The following is a 15129-nucleotide window of genomic DNA, read 5'->3' as shown; positions in this document are numbered from 1 at the left end:
CATGGTAGCAGTGCGATCTATATAGGTATGGGACTACCGGGCGCCGCGATGGCGCTCGTAGTGGCGGCTGACGCGGGCCCGGTTGCCGCAGCCGGGCGAGCACCACTCGCGGCGCGGGTGCTGCTTCACGAAGAAGAGGACGCAGCCGGGGCCGCCGCAGGCTCGCAGGTCGGCGCGCAGCGGACCGCCCAAGATCTCGATGGCCGACCGGGCGATGGCGGCCAGCACGGCATCCACCGGAGGCGCCGCGGTCTCCTCGGCGATGCCCGGCGGCGCGAGGTCGAGGCGGGGCCAGCGCGGCGCGGCCGCGGCGGCGGCGTTCAGCACGGCCAGCGAGTCCGGCGACGGCTCGTCGCCGTGGACGGCCCGGCGCGCGAGATCGCGGATCGCGTCGCGCAGCGCCACGAACCGGCCGAGCTCGGTCTCCGCGAGCTCGCGCACGGCCGCCTCGGCGAGCCCGTCGCCGAACGCGGCGGCGTGCGCGCGCAACCAGCCGGCGAGCGGCCCGGCCCCGGACAGCCCTTCCCGTACGTCGCCGCGCACCGCGTACCGGGTGTTGCCGAACTCGACGCCGAGCGGTTCCCCCAGCGCCGGAGCGGCGTTCTCCTCGATCTCCTCGGGCTTCACGTGGGTATGGTGTCACCCCTCCCGAACGGCGGGGATCTTCGGGTTGAACCGGTGGTACTCGCCGAACGCCCAGCTCCCGGGCAACGCGCCGGGCAGCTCGACGACCCGCTCGACGTCGAAGTCGACGACCTGGCGGGCCCCCGGCAACGCCGCGGCCCGCTCGGCGTCCCAGTCGACGCGCGCCCGTCCGCTCAGGTGCAGCGTGTGCCCGTTCTCCCAGTCGACGAACAGCAGGCCGCAGGCGGGTTCGAGTTCGAGGTTGCCGAGCGTCATGTACATCGAGTTGCCCACGTACTCCGGCCACACGAGCCGGTCCGCGCCGGCGGCGCGCACGAACCCCGGGTTGCCGCCCCGGTGCGACACGTCCGTGCCTTGGCCGGGCGCGTGGGTGGCCATGAAGAAGGTATCGGCCCGGTCGATCCACTCGCGCTGGGCGGCGGTGAGGCTCCGGCCCGTCCGCGCCGCGCCGCGCTCGTGCCCGGCCACGTCGCCGACGATCTCGCGCGTCTGGATGTACTTGGGACAGTTGGCGTAGACCTGCTCGGTCCGGATCAGCAGCCCGTCCCCGTCGCCGGAGGCCGTGCCGTTCACGCGCATCCGGCGCCGGGTCGGCGGCTCGATCGCGAGCATGCCGATCTCCCTGGCCGCGTCCGCGAACAGCGGCGCCAGCAGGGCCGGCCGCCGGTCGACGGCGATGGAACGCGCGTCGACCGGCACGGCGAAACCGGGCGGGCCGACGACCGCGTCCGCCCACATCGCCCCGTCGTCGTCGGCGGCGCCCAGCACGAGCAGGCGTTGCTGACGCAGGAACTCCGCCGCGATCGGCGGGATCTCGGCGTCCACACCGGCCGATCCCCAGCCGTCACGGGTGACGCCCATCCGGCGCTGCAGCGCCGCCTCACCTGGATGCCCGCCCACCGGTCCTCCTCCCGCTCGTCGTTGTGTGGCCTAGAAGAATCCGCAGGTGGGAGCCGACTTGGCGGGAGCGGGACGGTCACCGGCACCCGTCGGCGCGTAGATCTCCAGCCGAATGCCGTCGGGATCCTCGAAGAAGACGCCGCCGGACTGCGCACCCTCGCGGTGCGCGACGACGCCGTCGTGGAACAGCGTGGCGCCCAGCTCGCGCAGCGTGGCCTCGGCCCGGCGCACGTCCTCGATGTCCGGCACCTGGAACGCCAGATGGTGCAGGCCGGGCAGCGCCGTGGCGAACCGGCCGTCGCTCTGCTGCCACAACGTGATCAGCAGCTTGCCGTCGAGACCCAGGAAGGCGTACCGGCGGTCGCCCTCGGCGGATTCGCCGAGCGTCTCCAGCCCGAGGACGCGCCGGTAGAAGTCGCCGGAACGGCCGAGGTCGGTGACATTGAGCCCGACGTGGCCGGTGGTGAGGGTGGTCATGTCCGCTCCTAATGTTTACTGCCCGCTTCAAGCATTAGGAATCATGGCACGCGCACCTAACGAATGCAAGCGATCTTTGGCATTAGAACGGCCCAGAAGCCGCATACCCGCGCGTCACGAGGGAATAGAACGGCCGGATCTTGCGGTTACAACGATCATCCGACCGATCCGGTAGCCCGGCGTCGGTCCCTCATGCCCTGATGGAGGACGCTTTGAGAAGCAGCATTCCCCGGCCCCGCAGGGCCGACGGCCGTGCCCAGGTGCGGTCGACCTCGCTCCGTGCCCTCGCGATCGCCGCACGGCTGGAACGGCATCACGCCCCGGAGGGACCACCAGGCCAAGAGAACGGCCGGGCGGCACAGCCCCAGCGGCGCACGCCCGACCCGGCCTGAGCAGCCAAGGGAACAGCCTCCGCGAGACCGTGACGGGTGCCGATCACCCGGTCGCGATCTCGCGGGGGCTTTCCGCTGTCCGGGGCCGGGTGGCCACCGTCACACACTAAAACGGATATCCGTTCTTGATTCACCGACCGACCCGTGTCAGCATCTTATAAAACGAGCATTCGCTTTAACGGTGGCCGGTGGTGATGACGATGCGGGAGATCCTCCTGGCGCTCTGGCGGCTCACTCCCCTGCGCATCGGCGTCCGCCTCTTCAACGTGGGTCTCAACACGGTCTCCGTTCAGGACCTGCTCACGGCTCTGGTCCAGGCCGAGCTGGTCGCCGGCCTGGTCGCCCTCGCCTGGCTCCTCCCCTGGGAGCGGCTGGCCGTACACACCCATCGCCACCTGCGGGCAAGGGCGGCCGTCAAGTCCGTTCTCTTCGCCTCACACACCGAGGCCTTCGCGTTCCGAGGGGGGTTTGACCTGCGGCGCGTCGCCGTCCCAGTGGCCGCTCCGGCGGCGGCGCGCCGCGGCCCGGACCGCCCCAACGCGATCCTCGCGTTCCGGAGCAAATACCATCTAGTGGCCAATACTCTGGCAACGTAGGCGACGCAAGCGACGGAGAGAGAGCGGTGTGACCGACAGGACCATGCCGGACGCCCACCCTCTGCGGTCCGGCGATCCGGAGCGGCTGGGGTCGTACGTGATCCTCGGCCGCCTCGGCGAGGGCGGCCAGGGGGCGGTCTTCCTCGGCCGCCGAGACGTGGAGTCCGCGGACTACGTCGCGATCAAACTCCTGCACGCCGGCCTCACGGCCGACGAGGCGGCGCGGGCGCGTTTCGTGCGCGAGCTGGAGGTCGCCAAGCGGGTGGCCCGGTTCTGCACGGCCCAGGTGATCGACGCCGATGTGGCCGGCGACCGGCCCTACATCGTCAGCGAGTACGTCGCCGGGCTCTCCCTGCACCGGCTCGTGGAGGCCGAGGGCCCGCGCACCGGCGGTGCGCTGGAACGGCTCGCGATCAGCACGCTGACCGCGCTCACCGCGATCCACCAGGCCGGGATCGTGCACCGCGACTTCAAGCCGCACAACGTCATGCTGGGCACCGACGGCCCGCGCGTGATCGACTTCGGGGTGGCCCGGGCGCTCGGCGCGGCGGGCGAGACCCAGAACGTCGGCACGCCCGCCTACATGGCCCCCGAGCACTTCACCGGCGGCACGGTCGGCCCGGCCGCGGACATGTTCGCCTGGGGCATCACGATGGCGTACGCCGCCACCGGCCGCCCGGCGTTCGGCAACGACGAGATGGCCGCGGTGATGCACCGCATCCTGACCGGCGAGCCCGAGCTGGGCGACCTGCCGAGTCCCCTGCGCGACGTCGTCCTCGCCTGCCTGGCCAAGGACCCGGCGCAACGTCCCACCGCGCGCGAGGCGCAGGAGGGGCTCGTCGGCGCGGCGAGCGGCGGCCTGCCACTGCCGATGTCGGCCACCGACCCCCGCGCGGGTCAGCCGGTCGAACGGGGGCACACCGCTCCGCAGCCGCCGCCGTACGAACCCCTTGTCGCGCCTCTTCCGGGCGGCCAGACGCCACCGCCACCGCCACCGCCTCTGCCTCCGCACCAGGCCGAGTCGCCGGCGCCGCAGCCTCCCAAGCGCAACCGCAAGCTCGTGCCGATCGCCTCGGCCGCCGCGATCGTCGTGGTCCTCGCGGGCGGTTCGGTCTGGGCGGCGACCCGTTCCGGCGACGACGGCAAGAAGGACGACCGCAGCACCTCCGCCGCCGACCAGTCGCCGCCGACCACCGACCCCGGTCAGGCGGGCAACCCGGCGGGCGCGGGCCGCGACAAACCCTCCAAGGACCCGAAGAACTCCAAGGCACCCAAGAAGAAGGACGGGCAAGGCGAGAACGACCCCAACCGTCCCAACGGCGGCGGCAAGCCGTCCAAGCCGCCCGCAGGAGGCGGAGGCGGAGGGGGCGGCGGCTCGACCAACGAGCCGGCCAACAAGTTCACGCCCCAGGCGGCCTGTGACAGCGGCGGCCACGGCGGCGGCTACTACGTGCAGCGCAGCATGGCCGTCCCGGGCGGAACGGCGTATCTGCTCTACAACGCCTCCGGCTACAACTGCGCCGTCACGATGAAGACCAAGAACGTAGGCAAGTCGTCGCCGGTCTCGGTCTGGATCCAGCGGCAGAGCGACGGCCAGAAGGACGTGGACAGCGGTTCGTTCTCCTGGTACGGCGGCCCGGTCTACGTCGCGGCCAAGAAGACCTGCGTCCGCTTCGGCGGCAACGGGGTGAGCTCCAGCTACGGCAACTGCGGCTGACGCGGCGAGCCGGCCTGGGGAGCCGGCTCGCCATCGGTCGACGGTCAGGCCCGATCAGAACGGGGACGGCCGGGCGAGCTCGTCTGGGTGTCGTACGACTTGTTGTCCGTCAGTTGTTGCTAGGAGCGATCAGGTCGTCGAAGTCGCCGTCCTTCGCACCGAGGATGAGCGCCTCGATCTCCGGACGGGTGTAGATGAGGGCCGGGCCCTCGGGATGCCGGGAGTTGCGCATCGCCACCTGCCCGCCGGGCAGTTCGGCGATCTCGACGCAATTTCCCTGGGAGTTGCTTCGCCGGGACTTCAGCCAGCGTGCTCCACGGAGCTTGGTCGCCGGTGTCCCGTTGTCGTAGTAGTTGTCCCGTCCGGCCCTGTCATGGCCGTTTTCGGTCTTGAGCATCATGTCTCTCTGAGAAGATCACCAAGAATCTCGACGGTGCGCTCCGGGGTCGCGCTGTCGACGCACAGGCGTTCCATCGCCTGCAGATAGGTGTCGACGTCATCGCGCTTGTCCAGGTACATCGCACCGGTGAGGTTCTCGACGTAGACCACGTCGGGCAGGTCCTGCTCGGGAAAGCGCAGGATCGTGAAGGCCCCGCCCTCGGCGGCATGGCCGCCGAACCGGAACGGCATGACCTGGATGGTGACGTTGGGGAGCTTGCTCATGGTGATGAGGTGCTCGAACTGGCCCCGCATCACCTCGGGACCCCCGATGGGTCGTTTGAGGGCCCCTTCGTCCAGCACGGCCCAAAGCCGCGGTGCGTTCGGGCCGGTGAGCCGCTCCTGCCGCTGCAGGCGCAGCTCGACGCGCTGGTCGATCTCGTGCTCGGTGGCGCCGGCGTTGCCCAGCCGGATCACCGCGCGGGCGTACCCCTCCGACTGCAGCAGTCCCGGAACGAACTGCAGCTCGTAGGTACGGATCAGCGTGGCCGCCTCCTCCAGTCCGACATAGGTCTGGAACCAGTGGGGGAGCACGTCGTTGTAACGGTGCCACCAGCCCGGGGTGTTGGCGTCGCGGGCGAGCTGGAGCAGCGCCTCACGTTCTTCCCTGTCGGCGACTCCGTACAACGTGAGCAGGTCGTCCACGTCACGTTCTTTGAAGCTGACCCGCCCCAGCTCCAGGCGGCTGATCTTGGACTCCGACGCCCGGATGACGTAGCCGGCCTCCTGACGGCTCACACCCTTCGCCTCACGCAGGCGACGAAGCTGTGAGCCGAGCAGGATCCGACGGACCGTCGACCCGGTTCCCGGCGTCTCTGGAGTCACGCCCAACCTCCCGGCTAAATGGCGGACAGCGAACTTCCCCGGCGGAGCCGGGAAATCTAACACAGTGTGCCACTGGCCTACTTGTCCTGCCGCTACCTCCGTTCATGCATAGGAGTCGTGCCACAGGACCCCGCCCCCGCTGGAGTCCTGAGCAGATTCCCGCGCGGATGCACGTGCATTGGGCCTTGCATTCGCACGCTACGATGCGCAGGATAACGCACGAGACTTCCGAGCCACGGCTGCACAACGAGATCACTTTGCGGGGTCCCGGGAAATGACGTCACGCCAGGCGCACGACGACACGCGGTGGGGGCTGGGCCCCGTCGTGGGGCCGGCCGGAGCACAGGACCATGCCGTGCACTCGACACCCATACCCGAGTCCTTCGACCTGCCCGAACGCCTGGAAGCGGCGCTCCGCGCGCTCGTCGGACCCGCCGGCTGCACCGTCTCGTTCACCGTCCTCCCCGAACCCGAATCGGTCACCGAGGCCCGCCACTTCACGCTCTCCAGGCTGAGGGCGTGGAACATGGCCGCGCTCAGCGACGACGTCGGGCTGGTGGTCTCGGAACTCGTCACCAACGCGCTACGACACAGTGGCCGTAGCAGTGACACCTACGGCCGTCTCTCCGACCCGATGCGCTCCGCCCCGACCGCGATCCGGCTGCGGCTCCTTTATGAGGCGCCCTGGCTGCTGTGCGGAATCCTGGACGCGAGCACCGCCGCACCACGCCGCAAACAACCCGACTACATCGCCGAGACCGGACGGGGCCTGCACCTCGTCGATTCCTTTTGCGCGCGCTGGGGCTGGCGCGGACTGCCCGGCGGCAAGGTCGTCTGGGCGCTCTTCCGTACCCCCTGACCGGCCTTCCGTCACGCGCGCACAGATGACCCGGGCAATTACGGATAACACGCGGTCCCGAGGGTAAGAGGCGGAGACCCAGAAGCTACGACAGGAGCCAGGAGAACCGGTGGAATTCGCCGTCGAGCATCGGGCCGAGAGAGACCTCACCGTCGTCAAGATCAGCGGCGAGATCGACGTGTTCACCAGCCCCCGGCTGCGGGAGATGCTGCTCGACATCATCGAGACCGGCGGCCTGCATCTGGTGGTCGACCTCGGCGACGTCACGTTCCTCGACTCCACGGGCCTCGGTGTCCTGGTCGGCATCTACCACCGCCTGCGCGCCCGCGACGGCTCGATGTCGTTCATGGGCGTGAACGACCGAGTCCGCCGCGTCTTCCACGTCACCCAGCTCACGAAGATCTTCGTGCTGCACCGTTCGCTGGACGACGCCGTCGCCGCTCACGAGGCCGCGCAGCGGGCCGGTGACACCCCCGGACCCAACTCGCGTCCCGCCACCTGAGCGGACCCGCGCTCGGAGGGTCCCGCACCCGGTACGGTGAACAGAGATCAAGCCCGCCGTCAGGCCCCCGTCACCGAGGTCGCGTGCGGTGCTAACACCGAACGGACGGGAGCGCTCCGTGGCAGAACAGCCGCTGCATGAGCACACGCTCGGCAATGGCCTGCGCGTGGTGGTCTGCGAGGACCATGTCGTACCACTGGCCGCCGTGAACATCTGGTACGGCGTCGGCTCGCGGCACGAGCGGGCCGGCCGGACCGGGCTCGCCCACCTCTTCGAGCACCTGATGTTCCAGGGCTCGGCCAACGTCGCCGAGGGCGAGCACGCCGGGTTGCTGGAGAGCGCGGGCGCCACGTTCAACGCCAGCACGTCGTTCGAGCGCACCAACTACTACGAGACGGTGCCGGTCAGCCATCTGGAGCTGGCGCTCTGGCTGGAGGCCGACCGGATGGGCACGCTGCCCGCCGCGCTCACCCAGGCCAATCTCGACAACCAGCGCGACGTCGTGAAGAACGAGCGCCGCCAGCGCTACGACAACCAGCCCTACGGCACCGCGTTCGAGCAGCTGTGCGCGCTGACGTTCCCGTCGGGCCACCCCTACGCCCACACGCCGATCGGGTCGATGGAAGACCTCGACGCGACCACGCTCGAAGACTGCACCGACTTCTTCGCCACCTGGTACGCGCCGGGCAACGCGGTGTTGTCGGTCGTGGGCGACGTCGACGCCGAGGAGACCCTCGCCGCGATCGAGCGCTACTTCGGCGGTCTGCCGGCAGGTCCGCGGGTGCCCGCCGCGCGCCCCGGCGACCTCGGCCCCCTCGACGGCGTCCGGATCGAGCCGGTCGACGAGGAGGTCCCCTCTCCCGCCTACTTCGCGATGTTCCCGCTGCCGTCCGACGGCGGCAACGACATCGAGGCGGCGGAGCTGGCCGTGGAGATCCTGGGCGGCGGCTCCGGCTCCCGGCTGTACGACCGGATGGTGCGGCGCGAGCAGATCGCCACCGAGGTCTGGGCCGGCGTCACCCGGCTCGCGCACGGCCCGTCGCTGGCCATCGTCGACGCGATCGGCCCGGACGTCGAGAAGATCGCCGCGGTCCTGGACGAGGAGCTGGCGCGCTTCGCCGCCGACGGCCCCGACGCCGACGAGACGGCGCGCGCGACCGCGCAGGCCGAACGCGGCTTCCTGGAGCAGACCGAGACGGTGACCGGCCTGGCCAACGCGCTGTCGGCCAACGCGACGCAGTTCGGCGACCCGGCGCGCGTCTTCACCGCGCCCAAGCGCGCCGCCGCGGTCACCGCCGACGAGATCACCGAGATGGCGGGCCGCTGGCTGGCGCCGGGCGCCCGCACCGCCCTCACCTACGGAGGTACCAAGTGAGCGGCCTGACCCTGCAGCCCCGTCCGGTGCCCGGGCCGGTCCCGGCCTGGTCGTTCCCGGCCGGCGCCGAGGGCCGCGTCCCCGGCGGGCCTGGCACGCTGCGCTGCGATCTGCCGGGCCGCCGGCTCGCGGCCGTGCGGCTCGTGCTGGACGCGGGCGCGAGCCGCGAGCCCACCGGCAAGGACGGTGTCGCGACGCTCGCCGCCCGGGCGCTGCTCGAAGGCACCGAGCCGGGCGGCGGGACCACGCTGACCGCCGCGTTCGAACGCCTCGGCGCCAGCCTCTACGCCTCGGCCGACCTGACCGCGCTGCGGATCGCGCTGGACGCCCCGGTGACCCGCCTCGGCGAGGCACTGGAGCTCTTCTCGGCGGTCATCCGCCAGCCGGCGCTGGCCGACGCGGACGTGGCCCGGCTGGTCAACGAGCGGCTCGAAGAGATCGCGCAGGATGACGCCGAGCCCAGCAGCCGCGCCGCGCGCGAGCTGCGCGCGGTGATGTTCCCGGCGGCGGCGCGCAGCTCCCGGCCGACCGGCGGCACGAAGGAGTCGATCGCCGCGCTCACCGGCGCGGACGTGCGCGCGTTCTTCGGCTCGGCGGTCCCCGCCGAGGCGACCGCCGTCGTCGCGGGCGACCTGTCGGGCATCGACGCGGACGCCGCGCTCGCGAGCGCGCTCGACGGCTGGACCTCGGCGGGCGACGGCCTGCAAGCACCCGACGCCATCGAGCCCACGGCCGGTCCGCGCATCGTCGTCGTCGACCGTCCCGGCTCGGTCCAGTCCTACATGAGCATCGCCCACGGCGTGCCCAACCGTTCCCACCCCGACTGGGCCGACCTCACCGTGGTCTCGCACGTCCTGGGCGGCGGGCTCACCTCGCGCCTCAACGCGGTGCTGCGCGAGGAGAAGGGCTACACCTACGGCGTGCGCGCCGGGCTGCTGCGCATGCGCCACTGCGGGCTGTTCATCACGCAGGGCTCGGTGCACACCGAGGTGACCGCGGACGCGGTGTCCGACGCGCTCACCGAACTGCGCGGCGTGATCTCCCGAGGTGTCAGCGCGGACGAGTGCGGCTCGTCCGTGCGAGCGCTGGCCGACCGGGCACCCGCCGAGTACGAGACGGCCCGCTCGGTCGCCGCCGAGTTCGCCGACGCGTACGCGAGCGGCCTCGGGCCCGACTACCCGCGCCGCTACCTGGAGGCGGTACGGGCCACGACGCCGGAAAGCGTCGCCGAGGCCTACGCCACGCACGTCGACCCGGAGAAGCTGACCGTCATCGTAGTCGGCGACGCCGAGCAGATCCGCGAGCCCCTGGAGGCCATCGGCTACGCGCCCGTCTCCGTCACCGCCAAAGAGTGATGCTTCGGGCGTAATGGTCGTGGTGGGGCTGCAGGCAAGACGGCCAAACGCAGTTTGTCCCTTAATGGGTGGTGGGTGGGGGCTGCGGGATAGGGGCAACCGCTGGCATGGTGGTGTGCGTCTGACGTTTCGCGGGGAGCGACCCCGCGCGTGCGCGTGAGAGGGGAACGGCCAGTGTCCTACGGGCAGCAGATGCCGGGCGGATTCGGTGGTCCTGGCGGTCCCGCCGGAGCGCCCACGGTCGACACGATCCTGTCGGCGCCGCACGCCCGCCCCGGCGGCGCGGTGGCCGGGAAGGTCCACCTCCGCGGCGGCAGCACCGCCGTGGACGTACGGCACGTGACGATCGCGCTGATGCCGCGCATGGACAACGGTTACGGCGGCCAGAACGCCGGCCCGGAGGTCTACCGCGGCGCGCTCACCCGAGCGTTCCGGCTGGAGGCGGGTGCCCAGCGCGACCTCGCGTTCTCGATCCCGCTCCCGTACGAGCTGCCGTTCACGACCGTGCTCGGCCGCGAGCTGCCCGGCTTCACCATCGGGCTGTGCACCGAGGTCGACACCGTCGGCGTGCCCGACCCCGGCGACATCGACCCGATCTCGGTCGAGCCGCTGGAGTCGCAGCAGTGGGTGCTGGCCGCCATCGCCCAGCTCGGCTTCAAGATCAGGAAAGTCGCGTTCGAGCAGAGCAAGCTGCGCGGGGTCGCCCAGCAGCTGCCCTTCTACCAGGAGATCCAGCTCGCGCCGCCGCAGCAGTACCGCGACCGCATCGGCGAGGTCGGGCTGAGCTTCGTCGCCTCGCCCGGCAGCGTCGCCTTCGTGCTGGAGGCCGACCGCCGGGGCGGCAGCGGCTCGCCCGACGAGACGTTCGGCCGGTTCAAGTGCGAGCACAAGGAGGCGGCCGAGACCGACTGGCCCGCCGAGATCTCCAAGTGGCTCGACAAGGCCGCGGCCCGCTCGCGCGGTGCCGCGCGGAGTCCCGGCTTCTCCGGCACGCCTCCGCACGGTGCGCCCCTGCCGCCGCCTCCCGGCGGCCCTGCCCCGTATCCGGCGCCGGGCCCGGCGCCGGCGCCGTCGTATGGCGTACCGCCCGCGCAGCACGGTCAGCCCGCCGCTCCCGGTCAGTTCCCGCCGCCCGCTCCGGCTCCCGGCCACGCGCCTCCTCCCATTCCGGCTCCAGCTCCGGCCCCGTACGCGCCCGCCGCGCACGCCGCTCCGCCCGTGCCTCCGGCCCACCCCGTTCCTCCGCAGCCCGTTCGCTATCCGCCCGCCGCGCACGGGCATCCGGCACCGCCGCCTCCCGGCTACCACGGCCACCACCCCGGCCACCACCCCGGCTGGGGCGCCGCGGCCGCGGCGGGTGGAGTCGCGGCGGGTGGAGTCGCGGCGGCCGGTGTCGCTGCGGCGGGCGTCGCGGGCTACGCGGCCGCCGGGCCGCCCGTCGGCCAGTGGGTCGACCAGGCCGCCGCGCACGCCGCGGGCTCCGCCGCGAACTTCGCGATGGACCAGGCGGGCCAGTACGCCGGCCAGGCCGTCGCGGACGCCGCCAACGGCGTCGCCGGGGAGGTCGCGGGTGAGGCCGCCGGCATCATCGGTGACGTTCTGGGCGGACTGCTGGGCGGACTTTTCGGCTGACCCGCTTTGTCCACCAAAACGGCCGCGGCTGGTTAGGGTCGAAGGGCGCACGTCCGCCCCCCGAGGAGTCACATGACGACTGTGATCCTGGTCCTGCTGTGCCTGGCGATCGCCGGGCGGGAGCTCTATCTGGCCTCCGACAAGAGGCTGCCGCGTGCCCAGGCCGAGCTGCGCGAGCTGCGCGGCCACGTGACCGAGCTGGGCAAGCAGCTCGGCGTCCTGCAGGCCAGGGTGAACGAGCCCGCGGGCATCCCGATCCCGCAGCCGCCGGCCGACGGCCCGCCCGACGAGGTGGTCGAGCAGGTGGCGTCGCTCGGTGAGCGGGTCGGACGCATCGAGCACGAGCTCGACAGGTTCGCCGCGCAGCTGGAGGGCGTCGAGCTCGACCGCGACGCCCAGCACGCGCTCGCCCGCTCCCTCGACTCGGTGGAGCATGTCGTCGGTGAGCTCCACCGCGAGATGCTCGGCCGGCTCGCCCGCGAGGAAGGGGTCGTGCCCGGCCTCCTGGTGAGCGAGCAGGGCGAGGCCGAGCCGCTCCTGTCGGCGACGTACGAGCGGTGCGCCGTCGAGTACGGCCTGCAGGTCCGCGTCCGTGACCCGCGTCCCGCCGCCAACGGCGGCTACCGGGGCACCGCCTACCGGCTTTCCGGACGCCAGCCCGACGCGTTGTCGGACGAGCTGTTCACCTACGTGCGGGCCCTCTACGACCCGCAGGACCCCTCGGCGCTGACCGCTCTGCTCACCGAGCTCGCCCATCTGCGCGGCGGCGGCGTGGCACGGATCGGCGCGTTCACGGCCGTGCGCACCCCGCACGCGCTGCTCTGCGGCCTGCTCCCCGAGGACGAACGCGCGGAGCCGTGGGAGCTCGCGGCCCGGCTCCGCGAACTCCCCGACGAACAGCAGTGCGACCTGACCTGGCTGCGCACGGAGGACTAGGCTGTGTTTCAAAATCCCGGCCCACGGCGCTCGCCTGGCGGCTCGCCCCTAACCGGGATTGGCGAGCGCGACATCGCTTCGCGATCTGCCCGGTGAAGCTCGCCTTCGGCATCGCTCCACCGGCCAGGTAACGCGCTCGCGCGGTGGTCAAGGCCACTTCGAGACAGCCCCTAGGGCCGGACGAACTTCGGCGTGCCCGAATCCACGCGGAACGCGAGAAGGCACCGGGGCGTCCGCACGATATCGACCTGTAGGCACAGCCCGACGCCGAGGCGCGGGTCGACGAGGACCACCCGCTGCAACGCCCGCAGCGCCCGCCGGGTGCGCACCCGGGTCTCCGGCACCAGCGGGTCGTAGAGCGTCGTCACCACGATCTGGCCCGCGTACCGCCACAACGCGGCCGAGTCGAGCACCCGCACGCGCGCCTTCGCCAGGTCCGCGACGATCACCACTCCCGTGTCGTCGCCCTCCCCCGCCGGCGGCCGCGCCTGTGCCTGGTCGCGCGGCGCGAGCGGCCCGCCGACCGCCCGGTGGTAACGCAGCGGATCGAGCGTGTCGATGACGAACGCCCCGGCGTACGGCCAGGAGGCCCGCGGCTTGCTCGCCGGTTCGTCCGGGACGTTGAGGTGGGCGCTGAGGTCGAACACCATGCCCGCCTCGTCGACCCACGCGGGGAGACCGAGCTTGACGGCGCCGCCGTCCTGCAGGCTGTCCATCGCGCGCCACATCTCGTCGGCCCGGCGCGAGAGCGTCGCGGCCAGCCCGAGCCCGGGGAACGCTCCCTCCAGCACCGCCAGTGTCGCCTGCCAGATCGCGCTGCCGGAGAATCCGCCGACGAACGTGTCGACCACCGACTTGCGGTCGGCCGGGTCGGTCATCGACACCTCGGGTGCCGGACGTGTGGGCGGCACCCACGTGCGCTCGACCGGCCGCGGTGCCGCGGGTGCGGCCGGCATGCTCGGCAGATCGGGCACGGTGGTCGACGGCGGCGGGTCCTTGGCCAGGGGGCCGCCCCGCCCTTCGGGCGGCGCGGGTGTCTCCGACGCGTGCTGCGGCTCGTACGCCGCCCACGTCTCCTCGGAGGGCGGCACGGGCGGCGCGGGCGGCGGCCCGGCTGTCGGCGGCTCTGGCAACGGAGGCTCGGCGACAGGGGCCTCGCCTACCCGAGGCTCGGGCACCGGCAGCTCGTAGGGCCGCGGCGGTTCAGATGCCTGTGGCGGCTCGGGGGCCTGCGGCGGCTCGTGGTTGTCCGGCGGCGGGGAAGGCGGCGGGGCCTCGGGGTTGGTCTCCGGTCGTGGCTGGACGGGCTCCCAGTCAGGGGACTCGCCCAGGTAACCGGCCACGTGAACGTCGCCGGGATGGGGCATCGCCTGTTCGGGCGACGCGTGTTGGGGCGACGCGGGCTCGTCGGGCTCGTCGGGCTGCGGGCTGTCTCGGGGGCCGATTCTCACAACACCGATCCTGTGTCGCGCGGGCGAAGGCCGCAAGGCGAATGGAGATCAGAAGACGCCGGTGCCGAAAAGCGCGGCGCAGAGGGACTCCAGCCGGTCGGGGCCGTCGTCCGCGGCGAGGACGGTCAGCAGTGGCTCGGCCCCCTCGTCCAGGCCCTCCTCGTCCAGGCGCAGGCGGACCGTCACCTCCCGGCGCATCGGCTCCTCGACGCCGTGCGCGGCGGCGACGTCCTGCAGGCCGACCGAGATCAGCTCGGGGAGCTCCACGTGGAGGGGCTGCTGACCGGCGTGGAGCTCGTCGAGCCACAGATCGAGGAGACGCCGGGCCAGCCCGTTCAGCAGGCGGCCCCACGGCTCGACCAGACCGGGTGGCACGTGGTCGGTCTGCAGCTCGGGGAGGCCGAACCTGGCCAGGCCCTTGGTCGTGAACCAGAAACCGTGCGTGCCCGCCGTGTGCGGCAGGAGCATCCAGTCGGTCAGGCGGGTGTCACCGTCGGCGCCCGGCAGCGAGCGCCACAGGTGCTCCTGTGCCAGCACCTGCGGAGTGAAGACATCGATGACCGGCGCCGAGAGAGCCGCGCCGATCGACCCCGCGACGGCCCTGGTCGCCCATTCGTGGGCCGGTGGACGGCCCGGCCGGTAGGCGGCGCGGACGGCGAGGACGTACGACGCGGAACCGACGTCGGCCAGTCGCTCCGGGCTCGCGCCGTACAGGGAGAGGAGGTCGGCCGGCAGCGGCGGGAACTCGCCGGCGGGCCGCAGGTCGAGCGTCAGCATCGGACTGTCGAGCATGCCGAGCACCAGATCGCGCAGCGGCGGCGCGACGCGCAGGGTGACCTGCGTGCGGGCCAGCTCGCGCGGGTCGGCCGGGTCGGCCGACAGGGCGACGGCGTACGTGGCGTGCAGCGTCTCCGGGACCGGCAGCGTCAGAATCTCACCCAACTCGTCCCCCGATACAGAGTCCAAGCGCGGACCCTCCGTCGCCATCGACACTAGCGATCTGACCGGCGACCGGACCCGACAAAATTC

The 15129-nt window shown here is 72.2% G+C and carries 16 protein-coding genes; 9 read left to right on the top strand and 7 right to left on the bottom strand.

Annotated features, from left to right (window positions below; genetic code table 11):
• Positions 1–33: 33 nt before the first annotated feature.
• From ABD333_RS39585 to ABD333_RS39575, 3 genes are read right to left on the bottom strand one after another with little or no spacing between them, the layout of a single operon-like run.
• Positions 34–627, bottom strand: a complete 594-nt coding sequence (locus tag ABD333_RS39585; RefSeq protein WP_344547758.1) for a CGNR zinc finger domain-containing protein — start codon at positions 625–627, stop codon at positions 34–36.
• A 12-nt stretch (positions 628–639) separates the two neighbouring features.
• On the bottom strand, positions 640–1545 hold the full coding sequence (locus ABD333_RS39580) for a pyridoxamine 5'-phosphate oxidase family protein (RefSeq protein ID WP_344547757.1): 906 nt from the start codon (positions 1543–1545) through the stop codon (positions 640–642).
• A gap of 30 nt (positions 1546–1575) precedes the next feature.
• A complete protein-coding gene (locus tag ABD333_RS39575; RefSeq protein ID WP_344547756.1) occupies positions 1576–2022 on the bottom strand; it encodes a VOC family protein in 447 nt (148 codons plus the stop codon).
• Positions 2023–2234: 212 nt separating this feature from the next.
• Between ABD333_RS39575 and ABD333_RS39570 the strand changes: the two genes are divergently transcribed.
• The 3 genes from ABD333_RS39570 (at position 2235) to ABD333_RS39560 (ending at position 4727) form a co-directional block, all read left to right on the top strand.
• Positions 2235–2414: a hypothetical protein gene (locus ABD333_RS39570; protein ID WP_344547755.1), complete on the top strand. Its 180-nt coding sequence runs from the start codon at positions 2235–2237 to the stop codon at positions 2412–2414.
• 200 nt (positions 2415–2614) lie between these two features.
• Positions 2615–3010 (top strand): hypothetical protein, encoded by a 396-nt coding sequence (locus tag ABD333_RS39565; protein WP_344547754.1) that lies wholly within the window; start codon positions 2615–2617, stop codon positions 3008–3010.
• A gap of 28 nt (positions 3011–3038) precedes the next feature.
• Positions 3039–4727, top strand: coding sequence for a serine/threonine protein kinase (locus ABD333_RS39560; RefSeq protein WP_344547753.1), 1689 nt, complete (start codon positions 3039–3041; stop codon positions 4725–4727).
• A gap of 109 nt (positions 4728–4836) precedes the next feature.
• On the opposite strand, the gene ABD333_RS39555 is transcribed toward ABD333_RS39560, so the two are convergent.
• Positions 4837–5127, bottom strand: coding sequence for a DUF397 domain-containing protein (locus ABD333_RS39555; protein ID WP_344547752.1), 291 nt, complete (start codon positions 5125–5127; stop codon positions 4837–4839).
• On the bottom strand, positions 5124–5945 hold the full coding sequence (locus ABD333_RS39550; protein WP_344547855.1) for a helix-turn-helix domain-containing protein: 822 nt from the start codon (positions 5943–5945) through the stop codon (positions 5124–5126). The genes ABD333_RS39555 and ABD333_RS39550 overlap by 4 nt, the downstream gene beginning before the upstream one ends.
• Positions 5946–6264: 319 nt before the next feature.
• Here ABD333_RS39550 and ABD333_RS39545 point away from each other — a divergent pair, with 319 nt between their 5' ends.
• From ABD333_RS39545 to ABD333_RS39520, 6 genes are all read left to right on the top strand, one after another.
• Positions 6265–6849, top strand: coding sequence for an ATP-binding protein (locus ABD333_RS39545; RefSeq protein WP_344547751.1), 585 nt, complete (start codon positions 6265–6267; stop codon positions 6847–6849).
• A gap of 109 nt (positions 6850–6958) precedes the next feature.
• Positions 6959–7351, top strand: a complete 393-nt coding sequence (locus tag ABD333_RS39540) for an STAS domain-containing protein (RefSeq protein WP_344547750.1) — start codon at positions 6959–6961, stop codon at positions 7349–7351.
• A 118-nt stretch (positions 7352–7469) separates the two neighbouring features.
• On the top strand, positions 7470–8726 hold the full coding sequence (locus tag ABD333_RS39535) for a M16 family metallopeptidase (RefSeq protein WP_344547749.1): 1257 nt from the start codon (positions 7470–7472) through the stop codon (positions 8724–8726).
• Positions 8723–10081 (top strand): M16 family metallopeptidase, encoded by a 1359-nt coding sequence (locus ABD333_RS39530; protein ID WP_344547748.1) that lies wholly within the window; start codon positions 8723–8725, stop codon positions 10079–10081. Before ABD333_RS39535 ends, ABD333_RS39530 begins: the two co-directional genes overlap by 4 nt.
• Before the next feature lie 174 nt (positions 10082–10255).
• Complete coding sequence (locus ABD333_RS39525) at positions 10256–11713, top strand: sporulation protein (RefSeq protein ID WP_344547747.1); 1458 nt, start codon at positions 10256–10258, stop codon at positions 11711–11713.
• Between the two features lie 72 nt (positions 11714–11785).
• A complete protein-coding gene (locus ABD333_RS39520; protein WP_344547746.1) occupies positions 11786–12649 on the top strand; it encodes a hypothetical protein in 864 nt (287 codons plus the stop codon).
• Between the two features lie 170 nt (positions 12650–12819).
• Here ABD333_RS39520 and ABD333_RS39515 read toward each other — a convergent pair whose 3' ends face one another.
• Together ABD333_RS39515 and ABD333_RS39510 are read right to left on the bottom strand one after the other, a co-directional pair.
• Complete coding sequence (locus ABD333_RS39515; RefSeq protein WP_344547745.1) at positions 12820–14100, bottom strand: hypothetical protein; 1281 nt, start codon at positions 14098–14100, stop codon at positions 12820–12822.
• Between the two features lie 48 nt (positions 14101–14148).
• Positions 14149–15042: a hypothetical protein gene (locus tag ABD333_RS39510; RefSeq protein ID WP_344547744.1), complete on the bottom strand. Its 894-nt coding sequence runs from the start codon at positions 15040–15042 to the stop codon at positions 14149–14151.
• Positions 15043–15129: the final 87 nt, after the last annotated feature.

It is taken from the genome of Actinomadura fulvescens, from assembly GCF_039533225.1.
Classification (GTDB): Bacteria; Actinomycetota; Actinomycetes; order Streptosporangiales; family Streptosporangiaceae; genus Spirillospora; species Spirillospora fulvescens.
The sequence above is the reverse complement of the archived record's forward strand: the minus strand, read 5'-3'. Positions and strand labels throughout refer to the sequence as shown.

What these genes read in the sequence shown, in the direction of transcription:
- ABD333_RS39575 (WP_344547756.1), bottom strand. Translation starts at nt 2,022, where the DNA reads ATGACCACCCTCACCACCGGCCACGTCGGGCTCAATGTCACCGACCTC.
- ABD333_RS39565 (WP_344547754.1), top strand. Translation starts at nt 2,615, where the DNA reads ATGCGGGAGATCCTCCTGGCGCTCTGGCGGCTCACTCCCCTGCGCATC.
- ABD333_RS39555 (WP_344547752.1), bottom strand. Translation starts at nt 5,127, where the DNA reads ATGATGCTCAAGACCGAAAACGGCCATGACAGGGCCGGACGGGACAAC.
- ABD333_RS39545 (WP_344547751.1), top strand. Translation starts at nt 6,265, where the DNA reads ATGACGTCACGCCAGGCGCACGACGACACGCGGTGGGGGCTGGGCCCC.
- ABD333_RS39520 (WP_344547746.1), top strand. Translation starts at nt 11,786, where the DNA reads ATGACGACTGTGATCCTGGTCCTGCTGTGCCTGGCGATCGCCGGGCGG.